This is a genomic window from Sellimonas sp. (assembly GCF_047234585.1).
Classification (GTDB): Bacteria; Bacillota; Clostridia; order Lachnospirales; family Lachnospiraceae; genus Sellimonas; species Sellimonas caecigallum.
In genome coordinates this window covers 88942-114527 of sequence record NZ_JBKSWG010000003.1, presented here as the reverse complement: position 1 = coordinate 114527, position 25586 = coordinate 88942, and the positions used below count along the sequence as shown (strand labels likewise).

21 protein-coding genes are annotated in these 25586 nt (G+C 45.3%); 9 read left to right on the top strand and 12 right to left on the bottom strand.

The genetic code is table 11. The features are described 5' to 3' along the window. Positions 1-8: 8 nt before the first annotated feature. Complete coding sequence (locus ACLROL_RS01955; protein WP_413067250.1) at positions 9-992, top strand: ATP-binding protein; 984 nt, start codon at positions 9-11, stop codon at positions 990-992. A 20-nt stretch (positions 993-1012) separates the two neighbouring features. Further along, complete coding sequence (locus tag ACLROL_RS01950; protein WP_087202905.1) at positions 1013-2197, top strand: ribose-phosphate pyrophosphokinase; 1185 nt, start codon at positions 1013-1015, stop codon at positions 2195-2197. Here ACLROL_RS01950 and ACLROL_RS01945 read toward each other — a convergent pair. The 5 genes from ACLROL_RS01945 to asnS are packed head-to-tail and all read right to left on the bottom strand — an operon-like array spanning position 2194 to position 8017. Continuing rightward, on the bottom strand, positions 2194-3681 hold the full coding sequence (locus ACLROL_RS01945) for an ATP-binding protein (protein ID WP_087202906.1): 1488 nt from the start codon (positions 3679-3681) through the stop codon (positions 2194-2196). The genes ACLROL_RS01950 and ACLROL_RS01945 overlap by 4 nt on opposite strands. Positions 3682-3694: 13 nt before the next feature. After that, positions 3695-4753: a metallophosphoesterase family protein gene (locus tag ACLROL_RS01940; RefSeq protein WP_087202907.1), complete on the bottom strand. Its 1059-nt coding sequence runs from the start codon at positions 4751-4753 to the stop codon at positions 3695-3697. A gap of 1 nt (position 4754) precedes the next feature. Beyond that, positions 4755-5861 (bottom strand): sensor histidine kinase, encoded by a 1107-nt coding sequence (locus ACLROL_RS01935; RefSeq protein WP_413067249.1) that lies wholly within the window; start codon positions 5859-5861, stop codon positions 4755-4757. 40 nt (positions 5862-5901) lie between these two features. After that, on the bottom strand, positions 5902-6594 hold the full coding sequence (gene vanR / locus ACLROL_RS01930) for a VanR-ABDEGLN family response regulator transcription factor (RefSeq protein ID WP_087202908.1): 693 nt from the start codon (positions 6592-6594) through the stop codon (positions 5902-5904). 31 nt (positions 6595-6625) lie between these two features. Beyond that, on the bottom strand, positions 6626-8017 hold the full coding sequence (gene asnS / locus ACLROL_RS01925) for an asparagine--tRNA ligase (protein ID WP_087202909.1): 1392 nt from the start codon (positions 8015-8017) through the stop codon (positions 6626-6628). A gap of 167 nt (positions 8018-8184) precedes the next feature. Here asnS and ACLROL_RS01920 point away from each other — a divergent pair, with 167 nt between their 5' ends. Continuing rightward, a complete protein-coding gene (locus ACLROL_RS01920) occupies positions 8185-9282 on the top strand; it encodes an SLC13 family permease (protein WP_413067248.1) in 1098 nt (365 codons plus the stop codon). Between the two features lie 4 nt (positions 9283-9286). On the opposite strand, the gene ACLROL_RS01915 is transcribed toward ACLROL_RS01920, so the two are convergent. Both ACLROL_RS01915 and ACLROL_RS01910 read right to left on the bottom strand, forming a co-directional pair. Beyond that, a complete protein-coding gene (locus tag ACLROL_RS01915) occupies positions 9287-11791 on the bottom strand; it encodes a hypothetical protein (RefSeq protein WP_413067247.1) in 2505 nt (834 codons plus the stop codon). A 20-nt stretch (positions 11792-11811) separates the two neighbouring features. Beyond that, the gene (locus ACLROL_RS01910; RefSeq protein WP_087203192.1) at positions 11812-12948 is read right to left on the bottom strand and encodes a class I SAM-dependent methyltransferase; all 1137 of its coding nucleotides are present in this window, start codon (positions 12946-12948) and stop codon (positions 11812-11814) included. Between the two features lie 178 nt (positions 12949-13126). Here ACLROL_RS01910 and ACLROL_RS01905 point away from each other — a divergent pair, with 178 nt between their 5' ends. The 4 genes from ACLROL_RS01905 to ACLROL_RS01890 all read left to right on the top strand — a co-directional run bounded on the left by ACLROL_RS01905 (position 13127) and on the right by ACLROL_RS01890 (position 15773). Then, on the top strand, positions 13127-14140 hold the full coding sequence (locus ACLROL_RS01905) for a permease (protein ID WP_413067246.1): 1014 nt from the start codon (positions 13127-13129) through the stop codon (positions 14138-14140). A gap of 104 nt (positions 14141-14244) precedes the next feature. After that, positions 14245-14598 carry an ArsR/SmtB family transcription factor gene (locus ACLROL_RS01900; protein WP_087203190.1) on the top strand — a complete coding sequence of 118 codons (354 nt, stop codon included), beginning with the start codon at positions 14245-14247 and terminating at the stop codon, positions 14596-14598. Further along, positions 14588-15529, top strand: a complete 942-nt coding sequence (locus ACLROL_RS01895) for a CobW family GTP-binding protein (protein ID WP_413067245.1) — start codon at positions 14588-14590, stop codon at positions 15527-15529. Before ACLROL_RS01900 ends, ACLROL_RS01895 begins: the two co-directional genes overlap by 11 nt. Before the next feature lie 10 nt (positions 15530-15539). Beyond that, a complete protein-coding gene (locus ACLROL_RS01890; RefSeq protein WP_413067244.1) occupies positions 15540-15773 on the top strand; it encodes a thioredoxin family protein in 234 nt (77 codons plus the stop codon). 75 nt (positions 15774-15848) lie between these two features. Here the strand turns inward: ACLROL_RS01890 and ACLROL_RS01885 are convergent, their stop codons facing one another. Beyond that, the gene (locus tag ACLROL_RS01885; RefSeq protein WP_413067243.1) at positions 15849-18455 is read right to left on the bottom strand and encodes a sensor histidine kinase; all 2607 of its coding nucleotides are present in this window, start codon (positions 18453-18455) and stop codon (positions 15849-15851) included. A 13-nt stretch (positions 18456-18468) separates the two neighbouring features. Then, on the bottom strand, positions 18469-19167 hold the full coding sequence (locus ACLROL_RS01880) for a response regulator transcription factor (protein ID WP_087203186.1): 699 nt from the start codon (positions 19165-19167) through the stop codon (positions 18469-18471). 167 nt (positions 19168-19334) lie between these two features. On the opposite strand from ACLROL_RS01880, the gene ACLROL_RS01875 reads away from it, so the two are divergent. Together ACLROL_RS01875 and ACLROL_RS01870 are read left to right on the top strand one after the other, a co-directional pair. Beyond that, positions 19335-21092, top strand: a complete 1758-nt coding sequence (locus ACLROL_RS01875) for an ABC transporter ATP-binding protein (protein WP_087203185.1) — start codon at positions 19335-19337, stop codon at positions 21090-21092. Positions 21093-21886: 794 nt separating this feature from the next. Then, positions 21887-23035, top strand: a complete 1149-nt coding sequence (locus ACLROL_RS01870; RefSeq protein WP_087203183.1) for an alanine:cation symporter family protein — start codon at positions 21887-21889, stop codon at positions 23033-23035. Positions 23036-23103: 68 nt separating this feature from the next. Here ACLROL_RS01870 and ACLROL_RS01865 read toward each other — a convergent pair whose 3' ends face one another. From ACLROL_RS01865 to ACLROL_RS01855, 3 genes are read right to left on the bottom strand one after another with little or no spacing between them, the layout of a single operon-like run. Then, positions 23104-23778 carry a potassium channel family protein gene (locus ACLROL_RS01865; protein ID WP_413067242.1) on the bottom strand — a complete coding sequence of 225 codons (675 nt, stop codon included), beginning with the start codon at positions 23776-23778 and terminating at the stop codon, positions 23104-23106. A gap of 24 nt (positions 23779-23802) precedes the next feature. Beyond that, positions 23803-25107, bottom strand: coding sequence for a TrkH family potassium uptake protein (locus ACLROL_RS01860; protein ID WP_087203182.1), 1305 nt, complete (start codon positions 25105-25107; stop codon positions 23803-23805). A 26-nt stretch (positions 25108-25133) separates the two neighbouring features. Continuing rightward, the gene (locus tag ACLROL_RS01855; RefSeq protein ID WP_413067241.1) at positions 25134-25550 is read right to left on the bottom strand and encodes a hypothetical protein; all 417 of its coding nucleotides are present in this window, start codon (positions 25548-25550) and stop codon (positions 25134-25136) included. Between the last annotated feature and the right edge of the window lie 36 nt (positions 25551-25586).

Genomic DNA, 25586 nt, shown 5'->3' with positions numbered 1-25586 from the left:
GTTTTTTCATGGCTTTGACAAATTCACAGTACGACGCGATCATGAGGATGTATGAGAAGAAGCAGCTGCGTTCGCACGATCTGCTGAATGAGCATTTTCATGAAATATATGAAAAAATACCGCGGATCGCTGAGATCGACCGCAAGATCTCTCATGCCGGAGTAGAAAAGGCAAAAGCGCTCCTTGAGGGCGGGGACCAATCCATAGATGATTTCCGGCGTCAGGTCGCACTTCTGTCCGAAGAAAAGAAGACGCTGCTTTTGGCGTACGGATACCCGGAGGATTATCTGGAGCCATCTTACGAATGCAGCGACTGCTGTGATACCGGGTACATAGACGGGAAAAAATGCCGCTGCTTTCAGAAGGCCGAAATCGACCTTCTATACACGCAGTCCAATCTTCAGGACGTCCTGAATGCTGAAAATTTCCGTTCTTTTCGTCTGGATTACTACTCATCGGATTACATCGACCCGGTCAGCCGCAGATCTTCGCTGGAGATGGCAAAAGACGCATTGGATGTGTGCCGTTCCTTTGTCAATTCTTTTTCCGACAGCTTCCAGAATCTTTTGATCTATGGAAATACCGGAGTTGGCAAAACTTTTCTTACCCACTGCATCGCCAGGGAACTCATTGACCGGATCCATTCCGTCATTTATGTGACTGCATCCCAGCTTTTTGAACTTCTTGGGAACAGGGAATTCGGGCAGCGCACTGAAGACATCCATACCGGTTCTCTGTTGGAAAGCTGCGATCTGCTCATTATCGACGATCTAGGCACGGAACTTACAAATTCATTTACGGTCTCTCAGCTTTTCATCTGCCTGAACGACCGGATCATACAAAAAAAATCGACAATTATCTCTACCAATTTGTCGCTAAATGAGATAAAATCTATTTACAGTGAGAGGACCTTCTCCCGCATCAGCAGCAATTTCCGCCTGCTGAAACTTGTGGGGGATGATATCCGAATAAAGAAGAAACTAATGAAATAACACAAACAGGAGGCAAACGAATGCTGCATCGTACAGAAAGAACTCTGGATAATATTCCGGTAGGAGCCCTTGGGATCATTGCACTCACGGGTTGTGAACAAATGGGACAGAAGGTAAATGACTACATTGTCAAATGGCGTAAAGAGGACGGACATATCTTTAAAGACGACGTTGTGTTTACCGGATATGAAAAAGACAATTACCTGATAGATGCCAAAACCCCTCGTTTTGGTTCTGGGGAAGCTAAAGGCGTTATTTCTGAATCCATCCGTGGAAAAGACATCTATCTTATGGTAGATGTATGTAACTACAGTCTGACATACTCTCTGAATGGACAGATCAACCATATGTCGCCGGACGACCATTTCCAGAATCTGAAAAGAGTCATTGCCGCTATCGGCGGAAAGGCACGGCGTATCAATGTCATCATGCCATTCCTCTACGAAAGCCGCCAGCACAAGAGAAGCAGCCGGGAATCTCTTGACTGTGCTCTGGCACTTCAGGAACTCGTAAAAATGGGCGTGGACAACATTATCACTTTCGATGCTCACGACCCGCGTGTGCAGAACGCAATCCCGTTGAGCGGATTTGAGACAGTCCGCCCGACATACCAGTTTGTAAAAGGGCTGCTCCGCAACGTAAAGGATCTGGAGATCGACAGCCGCCATATGATGGCTATCAGCCCGGATGAAGGCGCTACTGGACGTGCTATCTACCTTGCAAACGTGCTGGGACTTGACATGGGAATGTTCTACAAACGCCGTGATTACACCCGTATCGTAGACGGGCGCAATCCGATCGTCGCTCATGAATTCCTTGGCGATTCTGTAGAAGGAAAAGATGTGATCATCCTGGACGACATGATCTCTTCCGGGGACAGTATCATCGATGTAGCAAAGCAGCTGAAAGCAAGAAAGGCAAGAAGAATCTTTGCGGCAGCCACATTCGGCCTGTTCACAAATGGTCTGGAGAAATTCGACAAAGCTTACGAGGAAGGCATCATCACGAACATTCTCACAACAAACCTTATCTATCAGACACCGGAACTTTTAAGCCGTCCGTACTATATCAACTGTGATATGAGCAAGTATATCGCTCTTCTCATCGACACATTGAATCACGACGGTTCCATCAGCAGCATCTTAAGTCCGAGCGAACGGATCCAACACGTAGTAAACAAATACCGCAACGGAGAGGAAATCTAACTCCATCCGTCACGGTATGTGATATGCATCTCTTCAAGTGCTTCTTTTTCCCGCTTATGGCAGGAAAACAGGAGCACTTGTTTTTTATTTTCCGCAAGCCACCGAAGAGCTGCCCTCATCCTTTTTTCGTCATAGTAAGAGAAGGTATCATCCAAAATGACCGGGAATTCTTCTTCACACAACATTTCTGATGCTGCCATCCGCACCGCAAAGTAAATCTGTTCGAGTGTTCCTCTGCTGAGCCTCTCTGCCGGTATCTTCCGATTCCCTGAATAGACACTGATATTCGCCTTCTCCTCCAGGTAGATCCGGTCATAGCATCCCTCAGTAATTTCCTTAAGAATCCGGGACGCACGGCTATTGATCCTTTCCCCGATATCCTGGTATACATCTTTTGACACTTCCAGAAGACGTTTCGCCGCAAGTTCGAGGGCTGCTTTTCTCATTTTCAGAAGCTTCTCCTCTTCTCCTATCTCGTACGTCTCATCAATCTGTTCCCGGATATTTGCGAGAGCTGTTTGTTTTTCCCTGATCTCTTCTTTGAATCTCTCCCGTCTCCACTCCAGTTTCTCCCTCGTCATGGCCGGATCCTGGTGTTCGGGCTGCACGACTTTTTCCATCTTGACTTTGTTCCAGAAAAAGAGGATCTCCGCGATCAATACCGCTGCGATCAAAAGATAGTCAAGAGGCCGCGGAACAAAGAGAAAAATGCCCGCCGCGGATAAAAAAAGGATCATAATGAGCGCCGGCACAAGAAAGCGTCTCCCTTTCTTTTCCACAGTTTCTTCCTGCCTGTCAAGATCCTGAACCCTTTCACGCATTACCTCGTACTCTTTCCTGAGCCGTGTCAATTCCCGTTCGACATAAGCCCCTTCCTGCTCGCCAAGTTCCCGCTTCTTCAGCCTTTTTTCCTCCGCTTCCCGCACATTTCTGGAGAGTTCCCGCGCGCGCTCTCTGAGGTAAGAAAGAGATGCTTCCAGATCCATGTCACTGCTGCCGGAGTGATAATAATTGGCAGCATAATTCTGTACCGCAGTCTGGAGCGTTTCTCCTGGCGCAGCTGCCAGCTGTCCGATGGCTACCGTATTCTCAAAAGTCGCCCTGTCAAGATCCGACAGAACCGCCTGCAGATCTCCGTCATCCACCGAAAGTTCTTCCCCGTCATCCAGGCAAAAAAAACGTGTTTTTTTTCCGTTCTTTGTAAAATCCCTTTCAATCTGAAACGTTCGCCCTCCGCTCTCAAACTGTATCATTCCTCCATATTGCCAAGGCTTATCCCACGGTTCATACCTGTGGAACATATCTCCGGCTGCCGCCCTTCCGCGCCCTCGCTCAATGTCGAACAACATGCTTTTCAAAAATGCGTAAATGGTTGTTTTTCCGGCCTCGTTTTCCCCCGCAAATACGTTGATGCCATCCCCAACCTCGATATTCCGATCATGAAATTTTCCGAATCCGCTGATCTCCAATCGCTTTATCTTCATCTTGGTACTCCCTTTATGATCCCCTTTTTGTTTCCAAAAGCGCCTTTACCCCTTCATAAAGCGCCATCTCTTCGAGGAGTCCATCCTCCCCTTCTTTCTCAAAACTCTGTATAAACCTTCCCAGAAGATTTCCTTTGTTAACTGCAGAAAGTTTCCCGAAGTCGTAAGACGGATTTGTAAAGTCCAGCACATCGATAACGTTCCCATACGGATCCATACTCGCGGCGGCAAATTCGATGTCCGGATCCCGAAAGCCGGTAATCTCTACCCGGTACATATTTTCGATACCCTGTTCTTCGATCTTCTCCCGGATCGTGTCCCGCAGCAAGCTCCCCGTCATCTTTTCATCCGCCTGGATATCCAGATGGATGTATTTTCTCGAAGCAAACGGCACGAATCTTGTCTTTACAAGTCCATTTGCGGCGGCTCCCAGAATGAATCCATGGTCTCCCGTGTCATTGGGATCTGTCGGCTCCAATGCCCCGCAGTAGGAGCTTTGCTGCTCTTTCTGGTCTGGTTTGTGAATATGTCCCAGGGCTACATAATCGTAACCCAAAAGCTCTGTTTCCCTTTTCCGGAACGGCAGGTGCTTTTCATCTCCTCCGTGCAGGATAAGAATTTCCGTATCCTGGGTTCTTCGGCATTTCCAGGAATCTCGGATTCCCTCTCTGTATTCTCTGTCCCAGTAGCTGAATCCGGACACGGCCGTCCCAAGTTCCGGGAATTCGATCTTTTGCATCTCTTTTCCAAGAAGAGGAAACACATTGCGCGCCCACCGAAAACTCCGGTAATAGGAATCCTGCTTGACAAAATCATGATTTCCCGCTACCAGCACGACTTTCGTGTGAGTCAGGCGGGCAAAAAGAGCGTTGACTTCCTTCATCTCCCTGAGAAGAGGCTGTCTGTGAAACAAGTCCCCCGCAATCACAAGGAGATCGGTCTTTTCCCGTTCGCACAGTCTGATCAGTTTTTCAAAACTTTTCCAGATTTCTTCCGGTCTGTTTTTCGTATATGCCCTGCCTGCGTCCGGCTTCACTCCCAAGTGAACGTCCGCCGTGTGTATGAATTTCACTTTATTCCTCCTTCCCGTGGATTGGAAGCGTCACGGTAAACCGCGTCTCTCTGTCATCACTTTTTGCATGGATCGTACCGCCGTGAAGTTCCACGATTTCTTTTGCGATAGCAAGTCCAAGCCCCGCTCCGCCTGTCTGGCTGGATCGGGATTCGTCCGCCCGGAAAAATTTTTCGAAAATGTGAGAAAGCTTCTCCTCCGGTATCCGTTCTCCTTCGTTGGCAAAGACGATCCTTGCATCCTTTTCGTCCTGGGACAGCCAGATACGTATTACCGTCCCTCTCCTGCAGTAGGAAATAGCATTTCGAAGCAAGTTGTCAAATACTCTGGCCATCTTGTCCGGATCCGCCTTTACAATAATGTCTTCGTCAAAATCCACCTCGCACACGAGATTTCTGCCCTGGAGCACACCATACAGCTCGTCTGCGATCTGCTCCAGCATCCTGCTGAGATTCAGCTCCGTCTTCTCAAGAATAATATCCTGCGCGTTAAACCGCGTGATCTCAAAGAATTCTCCGATCAGCTCTCCTAGCCGCATTGCCTTTTCCAGGGAAATCTTCGTGTACTTGCAGCGTTCTTCCACTGGCATCTCCGGATGGGATTCCAGCATGGTCAGATATGCCACAATACTTGTAAGCGGCGTCTTCAGATCATGGGCAAGAAAGACGACCAGCTCATTTTTCTTCCGTTCCGCCTCCTGCATCTCACGCTCCTGCCTCTCAAGCGTATATTTGATACTGTTGAGTTTCTTTTCGATGGGCTGGAGCTCCGTGATCAGATGGATCGGATCGCTGGATTCCGAGACAATGTTTTCAATACCGTCCTCCACCTGTTCGAGATACTTCATCATTTTTGACAGAGCAATATAGAAAAAAAGCGCAAACAGTCCGAGAAATCCCAGTATCATAAAGAAGTTTTTATTGTCGCCCAGTACTCTCCAGTACAGATTGATGGCAACTTCCTCTTTGACATGGAAAAATTTCAGTACGCCGATAAATACCTCCGAGAAATCATCGTTGTATACTCCATCGATGATATACTCCAGAAGGAATCCTCCGACAAGAACCGTAAGCGCTGTAACAAACACCGTCTGCAGCAAAATGCTCAATTTCAGTTTCCTGTATTTACTTTTTTTCAGTCTGCCCGGTCTATTCTTCAACCTTATACCCCACTCCCCAGACAGTCTTGATAAAATCGGATTTTCCTGTCGGGCCGCTCATCTTCTCCCGCAGATGCCGGATATGTACCATGACTGTATTATTGCTGTTTTTATAATACTTTTCATGCCAGACATTTTCAAACAGCTCTTCCGAACTGATGACTTTCCCTCTGTTTTCGCAGAGAAGCCAGAGAATATCAAATTCAATGGGTGTAAGCGTGAGCGTCTTTTCATTGTAAATACATTCGTGGGAATTCCGGTCCAGGAAAAGACCTGCAAAATCAATGACATTGCTTTCCGCTCTTGTCCCCTCATTGTATTTTGTATACCGTCTGAGCTGAGCCTTTACCCTTGCCACCATCTCCAGAGGATTGAACGGTTTGGCGATATAATCGTCCGCCCCCAGGGTAAGCCCTGTGATCTTATCCATGTATTCCGTCTTTGCCGTCAGCATGATAACCGGAAATGTGTACTTTTCTCTGATTTTTTTCAGAATCGTAAATCCGTCAATATCCGGCAGCATCACATCCAGAAGCGCCAGATCAATCTTTGTGGACTCTATACAGGCAAGCGCTTCCTCGCCTGTATAGAATTTCAAAACCTCATACTGATCATTTTTCAGATACAACTCGACAACATCGGCTATTTCCTTTTCGTCATCCACAACCAGAATATGATTCATATACATCCCCTTCTTGACTTTATCCCCTTATTTACAGATCGCAGTTGTTTACTGTTCTTGGGAACGGAACCACGTCACGGATGTTTGACATACCTGTAAGGTACATCACGCACCGTTCAAATCCAAGACCAAACCCTGCATGCCTTGTGGAACCGTATTTGCGCAGATCCAGATAGAACTGATATTCATCCGTGTCCATTCCAAGCTCTTTCATTCTGTTGTAGAGCTTGTCATAGTCATCCTCCCTCTGGCTTCCGCCAATGATCTCTCCGATCCCAGGTACAAGGCAGTCCACTGCTGCCACTGTCTTTCCGTCGTCATTGAGCTTCATATAGAAGGCTTTGATGTCCTTCGGATAGTCTGTGACAAAGACCGGACGCTTGAACACTTCTTCTGTAAGATAGCGTTCATGTTCTGTCTGAAGATCAATGCCCCATTCCACTTTATACTCAAACTTATCATTGTTCTTTTTCAGGATATCTACCGCTTCCGTGTACGTCACTTTTGCGAAATCGGATTCAGCTACATTGTGAAGTCGGTCAAGCAATCCTTTGTCGATGAACGAATTGAAAAATTTCATCTCTTCCGGAGCGTTCTCAAGCACATAGTTGATGATATATTTCAGCATTGCTTCCCCGAGATCCATCGTGTCTTCCAGGTCTGCAAACGCCATCTCCGGCTCCACCATCCAGAATTCGGCTGCGTGGCGGGTCGTATTGGAATTCTCTGCCCGGAATGTCGGTCCAAATGTATATACATCACGGAATGCCTGGGCATATGTCTCTGCGTTGAGCTGTCCGCTTACTGTAAGGCTTGTGTGTTTTCCAAAGAAATCTTTGGTGTAATCGATCGTTCCATCTTCGTTCTTCGGCGGATTCTCCAAATCCAGCGTTGTAACCTGGAACATCTCTCCCGCACCTTCGCAGTCACTTCCTGTGATCAGCGGCGTGTGCACATATACAAATCCTCTGTCCTGAAAGAACTGGTGGATAGCGTATGCGATCAGAGAACGTACCCGGAACACTGCCTGGAATGTGTTTGTCCTCTGCCGCAGATGTGTCATTGTCCTAAGATATTCCAGTGTATGGCGCTTCTTCTGAAGCGGGTAATCCGGCGCAGATGCACCTTCCACAACGATCTCTTCTGCCTGAATCTCAAAAGGCTGCTTTGCCTGTGGTGTTGCCACAAGTGTTCCCTTGACGATCAAAGCTGCCCCTACGTTTAATTTGGAGATCTCTTTAAAATTCTCCATCGTATCGTGGTAAACTACCTGGATCGTCTCAAAGTAAGATCCATCATTTATCACAATAAATCCAAACGCTTTGGAATCACGGATGCTTCTTACCCATCCGCCGATTGTCACTTTCTGATCCAGATATGTCTGAGTGTCTTTGTATAATTCTCTGACTGTTATCAAATCCATTTTCCTTCCCTCCAGAGTCTGCCAAATCTTCGGCCATTTTTATCATCTACCTATTATATCATGCTTTATCAAAGATTACATCAGTTAATTTCTCAAAAAAACAATGACGCACCCTGCCTGTTCTGTTATAATTCTCAGTGGAAAAATAAGAATACAAGGAGCATACTATGATTCAGAAAATAACCAATTTTTTAAAAAAAGATATTGTTTTGTCTATCTCCATGTGCCTTGCCATTTTCTCTTGCTTTGTTTCGCCTCCGGGGCCTGACTACCTGAAATATATCGATTTCCATACCCTCATCCTGCTCTTTTGTCTGATGCTGGTTATCGAAGGGCTGAACGAAGAATCCTTTTTTCAATATACCGGGAACCGGATTCTTTCCGTTGTAAGCACCACAAAAGGGCTTGTCTTTTCCCTTGTGTTTTTTTGTTTTATCAGCAGTATGATTATCACAAATGACGTGGCGTCGATTACCTTTGTGCCATTTGGCCTCATGCTTCTTGGAGCTTCCGGGATGCAGGCCTCCGTCTGCCTTACCGTAACTTTGATGACTGTTGCTGCAAACCTTGGCAGCATGTTTACCCCCATCGGGAATCCTCAAAATCTCTATCTGTTCTCCCTGTCAGGGATGGATTTAAAGAGCTTTTTTTCCTTGATGCTGCCATATACGTTGGCTGCTGCCGGACTTCTTATTTTGTTTGTCTTTCTCGGCTTCCGTCAGACGAAGACAAAACTGAAATTAAAAACAACAGGAACGATCGATTTTCATAAAATCCCCTTGTACCTTTTCCTGTTTGCACTTTGCATCCTTACCGTAGCGAAACTGATACCTCATATAATTCTGCTTGCCGTCACATGCTGCTGCATTTTTTATAAGAAACGGAATCTGTTTCGGAGAATTGACTATACGCTGCTTCTTACCTTCATTTTCTTCTTTATTTTTGTTGGAAATTTGAAGCACCTGGAATGGCTGCATCAGGCACTTTTAAATATTCTGGCTGGTCATGAAAGGATGTTCTCCATCGCTGCCAGCCAGGTCATCAGCAATGTTCCTGCCGCCATGCTCCTATCCGGATATACGGATCAGATCCAGGAACTGATCATCGGTACAAATATCGGCGGTCTTGGAACGCTTATCGCATCGATGGCAAGTCTGATATCATACCGCCAGATAGCTGCACGCTATCCGAAGCAGAAGAAGCAATATCTTCTCACATTTACGATTGTCAATGTCATATTTCTCGGAGTTTTGCTTCTGATCTAAAATTCTACTTTGTATATCCGATATAGGTATTTCCTGCCGGTTTTGTCATCTCATCCATCCTTTCCAGAGTAACGGTCTTCTCAGATTGAGATGCCACATCAAAGTAGGTCACGGTCGCCTTGTCATAGCCTGTCAGCAGAACTGCATTTCCATTTCCGGTCAGAGCGGCCACCGGAATCCCTTGTCCGACAAGATACGTTATCTGTTCTGCTGTGCAGTCGGAAAGTTCCAGCGCTTCGCCTGCTACTGTACTGTTGATATGGTCAATGACAGACTCTCCGTCTTTTATATCCTGAAATTCCACATTTAATTTCTGAAGTTGCATGATGATCCTCATGCATGTCTCCAGAGCATTCTCCCCTTCTTTTACGGCTGTGTCCCCCAGTTCTGAGATCTGATAGGAAACCGGCTTATTGCCGCGTTCATATACGTAGGCCAGTCTGGATGTAACGGCCACTCCGTCCATATCATCCGCCTTTTTTACCGCATATCCCGCATTCTGGTAGATCCCTTGAAGCTTTCCAAATGCGTAGACATAGTACGTCCCCTTCTTTTCCGCGGAGTCAAATGACAAGGTCATTTGTCCCTCCGTCATAGAAAACTTCGGCTGCAGAATCTTCGGCGATGTGTCCTCAATCCCATCCTCATAGGCAAGTCTTATCTGCGTCCCTCTGGTTTCGCTTGTATAAGAATCCAGATAAATATTGCTCTCTTCTCTTTCTTCGTTGTTCGTAATATAGTCCGCGGCCACATAGTTGTATGTGTTTCCACTCTTTACGGCCCGCTTCAGAGTCGCCATATCGTCTTCAAAGACAACTTCCAGCACAAAGACATTGTTCTCCTGGTATGTTTTGACCGTCTCATTTCTCTGATTTCGGATTTCCAGTTTATACATCGGGACAACGGTCTCGCCCGAGGCCGTCACTCCCAGATCTCCCTGCTTTGCTGTTCCATAGACAAAGTCATTCCGGATAAATCCAAGCGGCCTTATACTCTCGTTTTCTCCTGCCGTGACTTTATAGCCTTTTCCTGTAGCAAGATTGAGCACTTCGATCTCTGTGGCACTGTTGATCTCTCCTTTTTTCTGATATGCCAGCAAATGTCCCTCCTGTGAACTTACATACTGTCCCTGGTCGAGACTCTTCACAAGGGTTTTTCGCGTATCATGGATCAGATCCAGCTCATAGAGCGTTCCGTCCTGCATAACATAAAGTTTTCCGCTTGTATTGCTGTAATATACAAGTTTGCCCGGATCACTCCCCAGCACTTCATGAGATTTCGTGCTCGGTATAAACACAATCTCCTCCACTGAGTTTTTGTTGATATCATAATAGTAAACCGCGACCCCAACCTTTCCTTCCTGAGGTCCTCTGTTCACGTATCCGGTCACAGTAAAGGTGGTGCTTCCATCCTGATCCATAGACACAAGCTGGATACTGTGATGATCCAGGCTGTTTCTCACATCCTGATTTTCCGCGTTGGCATAGCTGAATACACAAGAAAGATGATCTTCCTCTTTGTTATAGTTCCAGAGCTCCCGCTCCTGTACAAAGGAGACGACTGTTCCCTCTTTGTTAACCAGATAGTCCACATCCGGATCCGTTACCCCAAGCAAGATTCCGTCTTCTGTGAGATTTTGCTTGTTGCCGTCAAAAAGCTGGTTCATTGTTCTTTCGTAATCCAGCAGATACATCTGTCGGTTTTCTGAGTAACGAACCCGGAAAAATTCCTTTATATTGTACCTGTCTGTCTCATTGATTTCCCCTTTACAGTTAACCTGATAGCTCAGAAGAATGGACATGTACTGAGAATTGGCCTCCATAACCTCCCACTGTACATCCCCCACGATTTCCGGCGAAAGCCCGCTCCATGTGATGTGATCAAAATCAGAGTGGATGTTTACCGTCTGGAAGGTGGAGTTGTCGCCTTCGCTGCTCGGTTCCAGGTCAGCTTTGAGCTCCTGTGCCGCTTCGGCGTCCATCTCTTTTTCGTGGAAATTTTTCACATAGCTCATACATTTGTCCATGTTCCAGTCCGAAGAGTCGTCAATTCTCGTATAGTAGTAAGCTCGCTCTTCTCCTTCGAAATGCAGTGTTACCCTCAGAAATCTTTCCCCATCTGCCAATACTTTCTGCGGAACCGTGATCTCGACCGTATCTTCCAGTGACTTGATCTTTCCAGAGTACAGATTCTTGCGCCCGTCTATGGAAAAGATCTCGTATTCTGCAGACTGGGGTTTCTTGTCTGTATCCTGGATCCGCATCTTTACAGTTCCATTTTCCACCGGTGTTACTGCGCCTCTCATAGTGGCAAGATCCATATCACTTACATACCCGTTCTGCCCATTGATCTCATAGTCCCCATAGACAAAGGAAACCCTCGGAAGTGTCGCACTGCCGATATCTGATGTCAGATCTTCATTATCTTTATTTGTGATATAGCTGAACACGAGGATTGCCAGGATGAACACACCCGCAAGCACTCCTGCATGTATGACTTTTGTTTTCATTCATTACTCCCCTTTTCTTCTTAAAGAAGTCTGCCAATGGCAGGCTTAACATGTAAAAACTCTTCACACGCTTTTATTTTATCCTGATTCTGCGCCTTTCTTCCTGTTTTTACCGCACGTATCAAAATATTTTTCGGAGTATGCTCCATGTCGATAAATTCCAGTATCTGCGCATCATACCCCGCTTTTTTCAGGTATTCCGCACGAAGCGCGTCCGTCACAAGCGCTGCCATTCGTTCCTTTATCAGACCGTATGACAAGATCGGCTCTAATATATCATTGTGTATCTGCCTGTTCAGCTCGTGCTGGCAGCACGGGACTGACAAGATGACCTTTGCGTTCCACCGCACAGCTTTCTCGAGTGCATAGTCCGTAGCTGTATCACATGCGTGAAGTGTGACAACCATATCGACCTCTGTCATGCCGTCGTACTGTGCAATATCTCCTGTAAGAAAGCGCAGTTTCTCATACCTGTACTTTTGTGCAAGTTCGTTGCAGTGGCGGATCACATCTTCCTTCAGATCCAGTCCCACGATCCGAATATCATACTTTTTCATCTCGTGGAGATAATGATAGAGAGCAAATGTCAGATAAGACTTCCCACACCCAAAATCAAGGATTGTGATCTCTCCGTCTTTCTGAAGCTTCGGCAGAATATCTTCGATGAATTCCAGATAACGGTTGATCTGCCGGAACTTGTCAAATCTGGAGCGGACGATCTTCCCCTCCTGTGTCATAACCCCAAGATCTCTGAGAAATGGAATATCCATTCCCTCCTTGAGAATGTACCGCTTCTCCCTATTGTGCGACAGATCCGCCTTCACACTCTCCGGTCTTTTTACCTGCTTTTTTCGTATAGTCACTTTTCCTTTTTTGCTCACAAGGATCGTGACAGACTGCTGCTCCATATCGATCTGCATCTGGCGAAAGAACTCCATCCATTCCATGGTCCGCTCTATGGCTTCCTCGGCCTCCAGGTTTTCGTGAAAGACCTGCTTTCCTCTGTGTTCCTCAAACTGGAAGCAGAGAACATCCTGTCTGAGTACAGGTCTGATCTTTACTTTTTTCGTCTCGCCGGCCGTCCTCGGATTGCTTAAGACCGCCGCCAAAAGCTTTATGCAAAACACCTCTTTAAGACACTCTCTTAATTCTGTCATTTTTCGGCATTCCTTTCTCTTTCTATGATACATTATTGTAATGCGTATTTATGCAAAACGCAAGGAAGGATTACAGGTAATTTTTCTTCATTTGCAAATACATATTGACTTTTTTCTATATATGGCATACACTATCACATAGATATATTTCAATATAACTATATGAATGGAGATGCTTATGGAAACATTAAAAACAGCGTGGAACATTTTTCAAAACGAAGTCCTCGGTATGAGTTGGTTAAATCGGTTCATCGGAACGATTTTGAACGCCTGTGGTGTCGACACTTCAGGCAGAATCGGCGGCAGCATCCAGTTTTTTCTCTACGATACGATCAAAATCATATTGCTGCTGGGTATCTTGATTTTAGTGATTTCTTATATTCAAAGTTACTTTCCTCCTGAAAGGACTAGAAAGATACTTGGCAGATTTCACGGTATCTGGGCAAATGTGATTGCTGCTTTGCTCGGTACAGTGACGCCATTTTGTTCTTGTTCCTCTATCCCTTTGTTTATCGGGTTTACAAGTGCTGGCTTACCCCTCGGCGTTACGTTTTCTTTTTTGATCTCATCGCCTATGGTCGATCTCGGAAGTCTTGTTTTGCTGATGAGTATTTTCGGCTGGAAAGTTGCTGTTTTATATGTAATATTAGGCTTAGTTGTGGCTGTTATGGGAGGAACGCTGATCGAAAAACTGCACCTGGAAAATCAAGTGGAAGAATACATCCGTATTAGCCACTCGATCGATGTTGCCCAAGAAGAACTTCATTTCCATGACCGTATAAGCTACGCGTGGGAACAGGTAATCGCGACTGCAAAAAAGGTTATACCGTATATTCTGATAGGCGTAGGTATCGGCGCCATTATTCACAACTGGATTCCAGAAGATTGGATTGTAAAAGTTCTTGGCAGCAATAACCCGTTTGGTGTCATTCTTGCTACACTTGCAGGTATCCCAATGTATGCGGACATTTTTGGCACAATTCCTATCGCGGAAGCGTTGTTATCAAAAGGCGCTTTGCTCGGCGTTGTCCTGTCCTTTATGATGGGGGTTACTACACTTTCTCTGCCTTCCATTATTATGCTCCGCAAGGCAGTCAAGCCAAAACTGCTTGGCATTTTTATTGCAATATGTACGATTGGCATTATTGTTGTAGGCTATTTCTTCAATTCAATACAATATTTCATTGTCTAAAATCAGAAGATGTCGGCCCCCTTAAACAAATTGACTTTTTTCTATATAAGATGTATGATAAACATATCGAAGAAAATCTATGTAAGTAAGGTAGGCGATAAAAGATGAAAATTAATTATATGGAATACGCAAAAATATTTAAAGTCTTTTCCGACCCGAAACGCCTTAAGATAATCGATATGTTATCGGAAGGCGAATTGTGTGCCTGTAAAATACAGGAAGCCTTTCAGATCAGTCAGCCCACTTTATCACATGACATGAAGCTTTTATGTGATGCCGGACTCGTACTTCCCAGAAAAGAGGGGAAATGGACACACTATTCACTAAATTTAGAAAAACTAAACGATGTATATAAAACATTGGGAAAACTCATCATACCTGAAGATTTCCAAGGTGTTTTGGATTGTAATTGTGAAAAGAAGAAAACCGATACGAAAGGAGACGGCGATGGAAGATAATAACACAGCAAAACTATATGTGCTGACAGGATTTCTGGGATCGGGAAAAACAACGGTCATGTTAAAAATTTTAGAGAGATTGAAGGGACATCGAGTAGGAATTATTCAAAATGAATTTGGGAAGCTCGGAATCGATGGAACAATCCTGCGAAATGACGATATTCAAATGGTGGAAATCAACAGAGGTTCTATTTTTTGTTCTTGCCTAAAACTCAACTTTGTTCAGGCATTAAGCGAGATGGCTGCACAGGACTTAGAATATCTTTTTGTAGAAAGTTCCGGATTGAGCGACCCTTCTAATATCGAAGAAATATTAGAAGCAACAAAGGTAATGTCCGGAAAGGAATATGATTTTAAAGGTGTGATCTGTCTTGTCGATGCGGTAAACTTTGCAGAACAGTTGGAAGATCTGGAGACTGTATACCGCCAACTGAAACATTGCCATTTGGCAGTGATCACGAAAAAAGACCTGGTAAACAGCCAACAGATTGAACATCTGATAAAGAAAATACGGGAAATCAACCCTGTTTGCAAAATAGAAACCAGTATTTTAGGCGAATTGGACTTCCATTTTCTTGAAGAAGATCTTTTGCTGTATCAATGGGCTGAGGGCGAAGAAACCACAAATTCCGAAGAAACAAAGCCTAAGACATTATTTATGGATTTTGATGGAGAAATCGAGAAGCAAAAGCTGATCTCTTTTCTCACAAATCTGATTCCGGATGTATACCGTATAAAAGGGTTTTTTCATCTGAAAGGCGAAGGGTGGAATCAGGTCGATGTAGTTGGATCGAAAATTGATTTTAAAAAATCAAACATTTATGAAAAATCCCAGCTTGTATTTATCTCAAAGATCGGCCCGGCTATCATACGAAAGATTTATTCTGCCTGGGAAGAAACGGTTGGATCAGAAATGAAACTGCGAAATTAGGAGGAACTGTATGAACATCAAAGTAATTGGAACAGGCTGCGAAAAATGCGACAAGCTATATCACAATGTAGTTGAAACTGTCAAAGATATGAAAATCGAGGCTGATATTGAAAAAGTCGAGGATTTAATTGAGATTGTAAAACTTGGAGTAATGTCTTCCCCTTCCCTCATGATTGACGGCAAACTGATCGCACCAGGAAGAGTTTTAAAACCAAATGAAATCAGAAAATATTTAGAGGATTAGCGCGCACTACTAAAGCAGGCCGTGATGTGAAAAGTATTCCTTCCTTTTCACACCACGGCCTTTTTATCTTTGTCATCATGTGTTCGTTTTCCGCACTCGCGGGAATGAAATAATTACCTTAAAAAGGTCTCCGTCCAGATAGAGATCGAAGGTGCCTCCCTGGAGCGTCGTGAGATTTTTTGCAATGGACAAACCAAGTCCGCTTCCTTCCGTGCTTCTTGAGACATCGCCGCGGATAAACCGTTCTGTCAGCTCATCTGCTGAGAAATTGAGCTGCTGGTCTGACACATTTTTCAGGACGAATTTAACCGTTCCCGGCTGTATGATCAGGTCTGCATAAACCCGCGTCCCTTCCATGGCGTATTTGGCCGCATTGTTGAACACATTGGCAAAGACTCTCCACAGGCGTCTTCCGTCTACGCGGATCAGTGCCGGTTCGTCCGGCATATTAAAGACGACTTTCAGATCTCTTGCCTCAAATTTTTCTTCATATTCTGCCTCTACCTGGTAGATCATCTCTACCATGTTGAGTGTCATAAGCTCCAGCTTGATATTGCCGCTGCTGACTTTTGAAGCTTCCACGACATCTTCTGTCAGAGTTTTTAAGCGCTCCGCTTTTGTCTCCAAAATATCGAGATAGTTCCGGATCTTCGGATCCTGGAAGTTCTCCCTCTTAAGGATCGCCACATAGTTGATAATGGATGTGAGCGGCGTCTTGATATCGTGGGAGACATTTGTGATCAGGTCTGTCTTTAAGCGCTCATCCTGCACACTTTTTTCCAACGCCTTGTTGAGCCCTTCCCCGAGTTTATTGACGGTCTGAGCGATCTCCAGTGATTCTCCTTTGAGGCCGTCCAGCGGGATCTTGTAATTTACATTTCCCTTGGCAATCTCTGTAATACCTTTCTTGATCTTCTGTCTCGCCGACACATACCGGATAAGGCCGATCGCCACCCCAATATTGACGGCGATCCCAATAAGAAGGAGCGGCGTATTTCCCCAGGTAATCAATTCCACGATAAGGAATAAAACATAAAGTATCATTGTCTGGAACATGCTGCTGCGATTTGTCCATCCTAGCTTAACTGTATCGCACACACCTTTTAAAATACTGTTCTTCCAGAGAGTTTTTGCCTTGATCCGTCTTACAAGGCTCAGATAAGCCCAGAAAAAGAATACGCAACTGATCAGGGCGATGATCCCGACCATCAGAACTGCATACACAGAGACGATACTCTCCCTACTCCAGTTCGATTCTTCATAGTAGTATTCATACGCTGACACATAATTGGAAATCCAGTTGCTACAGATATATATAGCCAGCGTCCAGAGACCTCCTACCGTAATCGCAGCGATCTCTGTTTTCCACTTGTCGAATCCGGCAAGGACGACCGTATCTCCTTCGGATTTCCAGCTTCTTCCGGATATGATCGTAAGCCAGATGAGAATCATGAAAAACGAGATCAGGCCTCCCCATGCCACATCCACAGCTGTATCCACGTACGGTATGATCTTCTCATAGATATCTTTTCGGTTTTCGAACTCATCCGGGACCGGATAAGTGGTATCGACAGCAGCCATAAACACGTAATTGGTATCGTTTGTGATATTGGCCTGTACCTCCACGACATTGTTCTTCCACTCCTGAGCCCGCTCTGCAGGATTTTCGAAAGTCGACTCAAATCCGGCAAGCTTCGGCGTGACAATCACGTATGCACCCAGTTTCTTGACTGCATCTTTATATTCGTCAACACTTTTGATATCTTGATATTCCTGTCTGTTGGAATAGATCTGCTGCGTGTCATAATTTGCATAAATATACGTATAATTTGTATTTCCTTCTTCCCAGCCGCGCGGAGCTTCCCGGTAAGATGCCAAATCCGTCCCGATCGTCTGCAATGTGGCTGTCAGTGCATGGTAAGCATCTGCCAGTCTTCCGTTCCACCGGCTGTCTGTATTGGCCAGTTCCACAAGATTTTGCGCACCATCCAGCGAATATGGCTCTTTTATAACCTCATACCCAAGGCCGAGATTCCAGCAGTCTGTATATAGGATCTCTCCGTTTTGGTCAAGGACTTGCCCAAATCCGATGGAATTTGTATTTTCATTGATCAGGGCATTTAGTTTCTCCTCATTGGATACATACTCCCCGTTTGAGGAAAATGTGAGTTCTCCGGAAAGCATTCGATTACGGAAATCATCGCCATAATAATAATGATAATTGCCGTCGTTCTGAAGACAGACGACAACAGTCGTCCCATAATCGTTCAGGAACTGATCTTCCTTCTCCTCCTGCTCCATTGCATTCGTGTAGGACTTGCTCCATCGCTCCAGATCTCTCAGCTTGTATGCGATCCCTGTCTTGTTTGTCCCGTCCTGTTTTACACTGCCGGATGCGTAACGAGCCACATCGATGAGCTTATCGGGATTGTACTTCCCGTCCGTCTCAAACCGCCCTTTGACAGAGAGCTGATTGAGCACATGCCGGGACATCTCCTCCATCTGTTCTTCGAACCCTGCTGTCTGCTCATATTGACTCGGCGCCTTCTCAAAGGGAAGCATGTAGCGCATACCTGCCGTCATCCCGATCCACGCAAAGCTGACCGCGCTTAAGATTACACAGATATGGGCCAAAATCAGCAAAAAGCCTTTACATGTAGGCGAACAGTACCATTTTCTCATACACAAATCCTTCCTAAAGTTTTTCTATTTTGTAGCCGACGCCCCAGACTACTTTTAAATACCGCGGATCTTTTGGGTTGATCTCGATCTTCTCCCTGATATGGCGGATATGTACTGCCACCGTATTGTCTGCTCCGATCGCCTCTTCATTCCAGATATTCTCGTAAATCTGATCTATAGAAAAGACTTTACCCTGATTTTTCACGAGCAGCAGAAGAATATCATATTCCGTCGGCGTGAGTTTTACAATCTCGCCGTCCACGGTCACTTCTTTTAAGTCATCATTGATAGACAGCCCGGCCACAGAATAGACTGCCTCCTGGCTGTCGGCGCTTACTGTACTTCCAAGCTTTGTGTACCTTCTGATCTGCGACTTCGCGCGGGCCACCAGCTCCAGCGGGTTGAACGGTTTCGTCACATAATCGTCTGCCCCGATATTAAGTCCCAGTATCTTATCCGCATCCTCGGACTTGGCGGACAAAATAATGATAGGAAGACTCATCTTCTCACGAATCTTCAATGTCGCGCGAATCCCGTCAAGCCTCGGCATCATCACATCGATAATAAGAAGATCCACCTTCTCCTCTTCCAGAATTTTCAGCGCCTGCTCTCCGTCATAAGCTTTTAAAATTTCATATCCTTCCTGCACAAGGTAGATTTCAATCGCGTCCACAATCTCCTTGTCATCGTCACAAACTAAAATTCTATACATGTTCTTCACCTCTCCATATAGTATACAAGATTAACATATATTTTTTAAGAGTCTAAAAAGAAAATTCTTAATTGTTCTTAAAGATATCCATCCCGTTTCATTGCGGCTTTTGCGGAATTATGTTACAGTATTTCAGGGAAACTATTTTTACACCAAAGGAGGACTTTATGGATACTTTAAAGCGTTTCATACATTACTATAAGCCGTACCGCACTGTCTTTTTCCTGGATTTGATCTGCGCTACGGTAATAAGTCTCGTTGATCTTGCCTACCCGCAAATCCTGAGAACTTCTGTCAACACATTGTTTACAAAGGAAAGCTCGGTCATCCTGCGCGCTTTGCTGCCGCTGGCACTCGGGCTTCTCATCATGTACATCATCCAGAGTCTGTGCAAATACTATGTCAGCTACCAGGGCCATATGATGGGTGCATATATGGAGCGCGACATGCGCCAACAGCTTTTTGACCACTATGAAAAACTTTCTTTTTCTTATTACAATACACATAACTCCGGCCAGATGATGAGCAAGCTCGTATCCGACCTTTTTGACATTGCGGAATTCGCACACCACGGCCCGGAGAATCTCTTCATCTCCCTGATCAAGATCATCGGTTCTTTCGTCTTCCTGTTCCTGATCAACTGGAGACTGGCGATTCCTCTGGCTATACTTGTCGTCTTCATGTTCGTCTTTTCCATGAGCCAGAACAAACGGATGCAGGCAACCTTCCTGGATAACCGCAAAAAGATCGGGGACGTCAATGCCAGCCTGCAGGACACTCTGGCCGGTATCCGTGTCGTTCAGTCTTTTGCAAATGAAGACATAGAGCGAAAAAAATTCAGAAAGAGCAACCACGGATTTCTTCTCTCCAAAGGGGCTAACTACAACTGCATGGGAAGCTTCATGGGATGGAATCTTTTCTTCCAGGGAATGATGTACCTCGTGACTCTTGTCTTCGGCGGCTATCTCATCGCCAAAGGCCAGATGGATCCAGGCGATCTTGCCATGTACGCACTGTACATCGGAATCTTTATCAGCCCAATCCAGATTCTTGTAGAATTGACCGAAATGATGCAGAAAGGTCTTTCCGGATTCCGCCGTTTCCTGGAAGTCATGGATACGAAGCCAGATATCAAAGACTCCGAAAACGCAAAAGATCTGCACAATGTAAAGGGGCTTGTCTCTTACGAAAACATCTCCTTTTGCTATGCAGACGATGACACGCCTGTCCTTTCCAATGTCTCCTTCCAGATTCCGGCAGGACGCTCCATCGCACTGGTGGGTCCATCCGGAGGGGGAAAGACAACCATCTGCAACCTTCTGCCGCGTTTTTATGACGTCACAGGCGGACGGATAACAATTGACGGGCAGGATGTCCGGGATTTGAAATTAAAATCTCTCCGAAATAATATCGGTATTGTACAGCAGGATGTGTATCTCTTCTGCGGAACGATCAAGGAAAATATCGCCTACGGAAAGCCGGGCGCCACTATGGAAGAAATCATAGATGCAGCCAAGAAAGCCAACATCCACGATTTCATCGAGGAACTTCCGGACGGCTATGACACCTTTGTGGGCGAACGCGGAACAAGACTTTCCGGCGGACAAAAGCAGCGGATCTCTATTGCCCGCGTATTCCTGAAAAATCCTCCGATCCTAATCCTCGATGAGGCTACCAGCGCCCTGGATAATGAGAGCGAACGCCATATCCAGAAAAGTCTGGAGGCACTGGCTAAAAACCGGACAACGATCACGATCGCACATCGTCTCTCGACGATCCGCAATGCAGACGAAATCATTGTCATCACGGAAAAGGGAATCGCAGAGCGTGGATCCCACACCGAACTTCTGGAGAAAGACGGCATTTATGCGCATTATTACAAGATGCAGTTTGAGGGATTGGAGACTGACGGGGTTATGGAATAACCCTTTACATTAATGACTTCTTAATAAAATTTCGATTTCTTTTATAAATTTAACACATTTTAGACATATTTATTGGTTATACTAAGTACCAGATAGTTGATTAACACTCACTATCTCCCCCCTCATAAAGTAAGCACTTCGGGGAACCGAAGTGCGACACTTTACTCTCATTCCTTTAGATAACTATAAAACACGAACCCGCTGGTGTAAAAGCCAGCGGGTTTGTGTTTTTCGTTGACATATATGCCGTCAAATGGTATTTTTAAATAGTATTATAATGAGGCGGGAGGCGATCAAAATGAACCATGTAATCAAGATATTTGTTCTTTTGGCATGTGTTTTCATACTGCTTTTTTCTTCATCCGGTTTATTCTTACTAGAAACGTCTTCCGACAAAAACCCGGCTCGATCCTGGCAGGATCAGACTGAAGATGACAATTTACCCGTCGTTGTCATTAAGAGCTCCGACGACTCTGTACACACTTTTGACTCTATACGGAATGAACAGGATGTCAAGCATATCATATATACTCTGAATCAGAATGTGCTTCGCAACATGGCGCTGTTTCTGGTCTTTATTTTCTGTGCCGTCCTTTACTTCTTATCCATGTGCAAGAGAAAATTTCCTTTCCTGCATTATCGATGGCATGCATATTACCTGGCACGATTTCTGTGCGATTTAAATTCCCAAAAAAGCAAAGATGGAAAGAAAAAAGTTCTGTATCTCCGCTCTGAAAAATAGCGGCGTGTATGATCGCGCGCAAAAAGTACTTACATTACTTATGAAGGAGATTATGAACATGGAAAATAAAATAAATTGGAAACGAACGTTGATTCTTGCCGGTGCCGTCATTGCGTTTATCATCGGCTCCGGATTTGCAACCGGACAGGAGATCATCCAGTATTACACCGCTTACGGAGATAAAAATATTCTCGTCATCCTCGTCTTCGCCGTGGCTTTTCTCTACTACTGCCTCAATTTTGCGAAAGCAGGAGCAGAACAAAAATTTGAGCATGGAAATGACGTATACCGGTATTTCTGCGGGAAATATGTGGGAACATTTTGCGACTACTACTCTACTATATTCTGTTATATGTCTTTTTGGGTCATGGTCGGCGGCGCTGCGTCCACTTTGAACCAGCAGTACCATCTTCCGCCGTGGGCAGGAGCTGTCATCCTTACCGTACTGGCTGCTGTTACCGTAGCCGGAGGACTTAACTCCCTCGTAGATGCCATCGGAGCCGTGGGCCCGATCATCGTCATCGTCTGTATCCTGATCGGAGTGATCACTTGCATCAATGATGGAAGCCATATTGCCGAAGGACTTGAAATCATACGTACTGGTGCTTACGCAGGGGCAACCGCGGATGAAACCATCAAAAATGCCGGCCCGAACTGGCTTGTATCCGGTCTATCCTATGCCGGATTTACTCTGCTTTGGTTTGCAAGCTTCACAGCTGCCCTGGGCTCCAAAAACAAGAAAAAAGAACTCAATATCGGAATTATCGCCGGTACGCTGACTGTCTGTCTTGCCATCGGGTTCATCTCCTTCGGACAGATTGCCAACATCAATACTCCTCTTTCGGGCACGGACAACACCTTTGTCTGGAATGCGGATATCCCGGATCTGATTCTGGCCATGAAAATCTGGGAACCATTTTCCGCTATCTTTGCAGTCGTAATCTTCGGAGGTATTTACACGACCGCAGTTCCTCTTCTTTACAATCCTGCATCCAGGTTTGCAAAAGAAGGGACACCGAGGTTTAAGATTCTTACCGTCATCCTGGCGGTTGTGGGACTGCTTGTAGGGCTCTTCCTTCCGTTCCGTACACTTGTAAATATCATCTATGTTTTAAACGGCTATGTGGGCGCTGTCCTTATACTCTTTATGATCAAAAAGAATATCAGCGATCTCCTGAGCAAACGCCGCAGACAAGCATAAAAAAATACCCAGGCGGCCATATAAACGTGCTGTCTGGGTACTTTTTTGTTTTCTTATCTGCCCCTTTATTACTCTCCGAATGCCTCTTCAAAGGCGTCGATATCTTCTACTTTTCCGATCACGACGATGACATCCCCTTTTTGCAGGCGGTATTCCGGAAGAATCTCAATCGTTGTTCCGCTTTCATTTCCGATGGCTATGATGTTCATCCGGTATTTTCTGCGGAGCTGGACTTCCTCGATAGACCGTCCCTCGAGGCGTTCCGGAAGGTTTACCTGACGGATCTCGATACTGTTGTCAAGATCGATGCAGTCCAGGAAATTATGATTGGACAACAGCCTTTTCCCAAGACGGGATGCCATATCCTTCTCCGGATAAACAACCTCCGCTCCGATCTTTTTCAGTACCGCACCCTGCTCTGTGCTGAGAGCTTTGGAAATCACACGAGGAACACCCATCTCGATCACGCACATGGTCGTGAGGATTCCCACATCCATCTTTTGTCCGATACAGACGATGACGACATCACAGTTCTGGATGCCGGCTTCCCGCAGTGTCTCGATCCCCAGATCTTTCGTCACAAAAGCGTAGTCTGTATATTGCCGTAACTCTTTTACTTTGCTCTCATTTTCATCTAATACGATCACTTCTCTCCCGGACTTTGCCAGCGTGATGGCAAGGGCTGTTCCAAACCTTCCAAGTCCGATCACTCCAAATGACTCTGCTTTTTTATTTTTCTTCATTTTAGTTTTCCTTTCTTCCTGCATTTATCCAATTACAACTGTCTCTTCCGTATATCTGACATTTGGCTGCTGACGGTCTATCCACATGGAGATCAACGTCACGGCCCCCAGTCTTCCTACAAACATCATCAGTATAATAACAAGTTTTCCTGCATCACTTAAATACGGAGTAATGCCTGTAGACAATCCTACTGTGCCAAACGCGGAAATCACCTCAAAAAAGATCTGCATAAAATCAAATTTTGGCTCCAAAATGCACATGAGAAATACGACCAGGCAGATGACTGCACCTGACAGTATCGTAATACCAAATGCCTTTGTAATACTCTGTTTAGGAATACTCCTCTTAAATGCATTTGCATCCTCTTTTGTAAACATACTCTTTGTATACTGCACCAGCACAAAAAATGTACTGGTCTTGATTCCGCCTCCCGTAGATCCCGGAGACGCCCCGATAAACATCAGGATACAGAGGACGAAAAGTCCTGCATTTGTAAATTCTCCAATGGAATAGGTGGAAAATCCCGCCGTCCGGGCGGACACACTATGAAAAAACGCACCCATCCAGGAAATATTTTCCGTCGCTTTCAAAAGCAGTGTTCCTGCCACGATCAATATAGCGCTCGTCGTGATCACGGCTTTTGAATGCAGGGATAACTTGCGGAAATTCCTCATCTTTAATATGTCGAGAATCACAAGGAAACCGATCCCTCCGAAGATGATAAGAAAACAGGTCGTCATATTCAGCAGAATATTGTCCTGATATGGAATCAGATTTCTCAATCCTCCAAGAATATCAAATCCGGAATTATTAAACGCTGCGATCGAATGGAAAATACTGATCCCAAGCGCACGCACCGGACTGTAATCCTGCACAAAAACAAGGAAGCTCAAAAACGCACCCACCGCCTCAAAGCACAGCGTCATGATGAGTACTGCTTTTACAAGCTTCACGATCCCTTTATAATTGTCTATGTTCAACGCTTCTTTTACCAGCAGTCTGCTGCGGATGCTTACCCTTTTCCCCGCCGCGATCATCAAGCCGACTCCAAGGGAAGTCACGCCCAGACCGCCGATCTGGATCAAAAGAGCGACCACGCCCTGTCCAAACGCAGTAAAATGATCTGCCGTATCGATGGCAATGAGACCCGTCACACAGACAGCGCTCGTAGAAGTAAACAACGCATCCACAAACGTTACCTCCGCCCCCGGCTTCACGGAACACGGAAGAAGGAGCAGGAACGCTCCCAACAAAATCACAAGCGCAAATCCTGTTGTGATGATTCTCCCAGGCAACTGCCTCTTTACAACTCTTTTTAAATGTGTCATAACTCCTCCTGCCTTATTTCAAATGTTTAGAATATCGGGCACTCTCTTTTCTTTCCATCCTTGTCTTTCTGCACAAACAGCAGCTTCAAAAACCGTTCTGAATAAAAAACCCGAAGATGATACCGCCGAAAAATCCCTTTACACCGATCGACAATCACAATTATCATAGAAAAAAGCGGTACAAAAAAAAGAGCCCGGTTCTTCGCGGAGCCCGGTCGTGTACTATATATCCCATATTTTGTTTGTAGATCTGTCTGCATATCTTTTGAAAAATGAAGTCCATCATTCTGCCCATTTTTCATGACATCCAGTGCGTCCTTCGAATAATCGCACCTGCTGGCACCCGCGCCGCTGCAAATATTTCCAGCAGCCATGCCCAGGAAACTACAGCAAAACACGACCAATGTCCACACTGCGATCCATTTCTTCCCTTTGGAAATCATCGTATTCTTCTCCCTAAATATATGCGCCAAAGCCTG

Coding starts and splice junctions, on each gene's coding strand:
- ACLROL_RS01955 (WP_413067250.1), top strand. CDS start 9: ATGGCTTTGACAAATTCACAGTACGACGCGATCATGAGGATGTATGAG.
- ACLROL_RS01950 (WP_087202905.1), top strand. CDS start 1,013: ATGCTGCATCGTACAGAAAGAACTCTGGATAATATTCCGGTAGGAGCC.
- ACLROL_RS01945 (WP_087202906.1), bottom strand. CDS start 3,681: ATGAAGATAAAGCGATTGGAGATCAGCGGATTCGGAAAATTTCATGAT.
- vanR (WP_087202908.1), bottom strand. CDS start 6,594: ATGAATCATATTCTGGTTGTGGATGACGAAAAGGAAATAGCCGATGTT.
- asnS (WP_087202909.1), bottom strand. CDS start 8,017: ATGGATTTGATAACAGTCAGAGAATTATACAAAGACACTCAGACATAT.
- ACLROL_RS01920 (WP_413067248.1), top strand. CDS start 8,185: ATGATTCAGAAAATAACCAATTTTTTAAAAAAAGATATTGTTTTGTCT.
- ACLROL_RS01915 (WP_413067247.1), bottom strand. CDS start 11,791: ATGAAAACAAAAGTCATACATGCAGGAGTGCTTGCGGGTGTGTTCATC.
- ACLROL_RS01910 (WP_087203192.1), bottom strand. CDS start 12,948: ATGACAGAATTAAGAGAGTGTCTTAAAGAGGTGTTTTGCATAAAGCTT.
- ACLROL_RS01905 (WP_413067246.1), top strand. CDS start 13,127: ATGGAAACATTAAAAACAGCGTGGAACATTTTTCAAAACGAAGTCCTC.
- ACLROL_RS01900 (WP_087203190.1), top strand. CDS start 14,245: ATGAAAATTAATTATATGGAATACGCAAAAATATTTAAAGTCTTTTCC.
- ACLROL_RS01895 (WP_413067245.1), top strand. CDS start 14,588: ATGGAAGATAATAACACAGCAAAACTATATGTGCTGACAGGATTTCTG.
- ACLROL_RS01890 (WP_413067244.1), top strand. CDS start 15,540: ATGAACATCAAAGTAATTGGAACAGGCTGCGAAAAATGCGACAAGCTA.
- ACLROL_RS01885 (WP_413067243.1), bottom strand. CDS start 18,455: ATGAGAAAATGGTACTGTTCGCCTACATGTAAAGGCTTTTTGCTGATT.
- ACLROL_RS01880 (WP_087203186.1), bottom strand. CDS start 19,167: ATGTATAGAATTTTAGTTTGTGACGATGACAAGGAGATTGTGGACGCG.
- ACLROL_RS01875 (WP_087203185.1), top strand. CDS start 19,335: ATGGATACTTTAAAGCGTTTCATACATTACTATAAGCCGTACCGCACT.
- ACLROL_RS01870 (WP_087203183.1), top strand. CDS start 21,887: ATGAACATGGAAAATAAAATAAATTGGAAACGAACGTTGATTCTTGCC.
- ACLROL_RS01865 (WP_413067242.1), bottom strand. CDS start 23,778: ATGAAGAAAAATAAAAAAGCAGAGTCATTTGGAGTGATCGGACTTGGA.
- ACLROL_RS01860 (WP_087203182.1), bottom strand. CDS start 25,107: ATGACACATTTAAAAAGAGTTGTAAAGAGGCAGTTGCCTGGGAGAATC.
- ACLROL_RS01855 (WP_413067241.1), bottom strand. CDS start 25,550: ATGATTTCCAAAGGGAAGAAATGGATCGCAGTGTGGACATTGGTCGTG.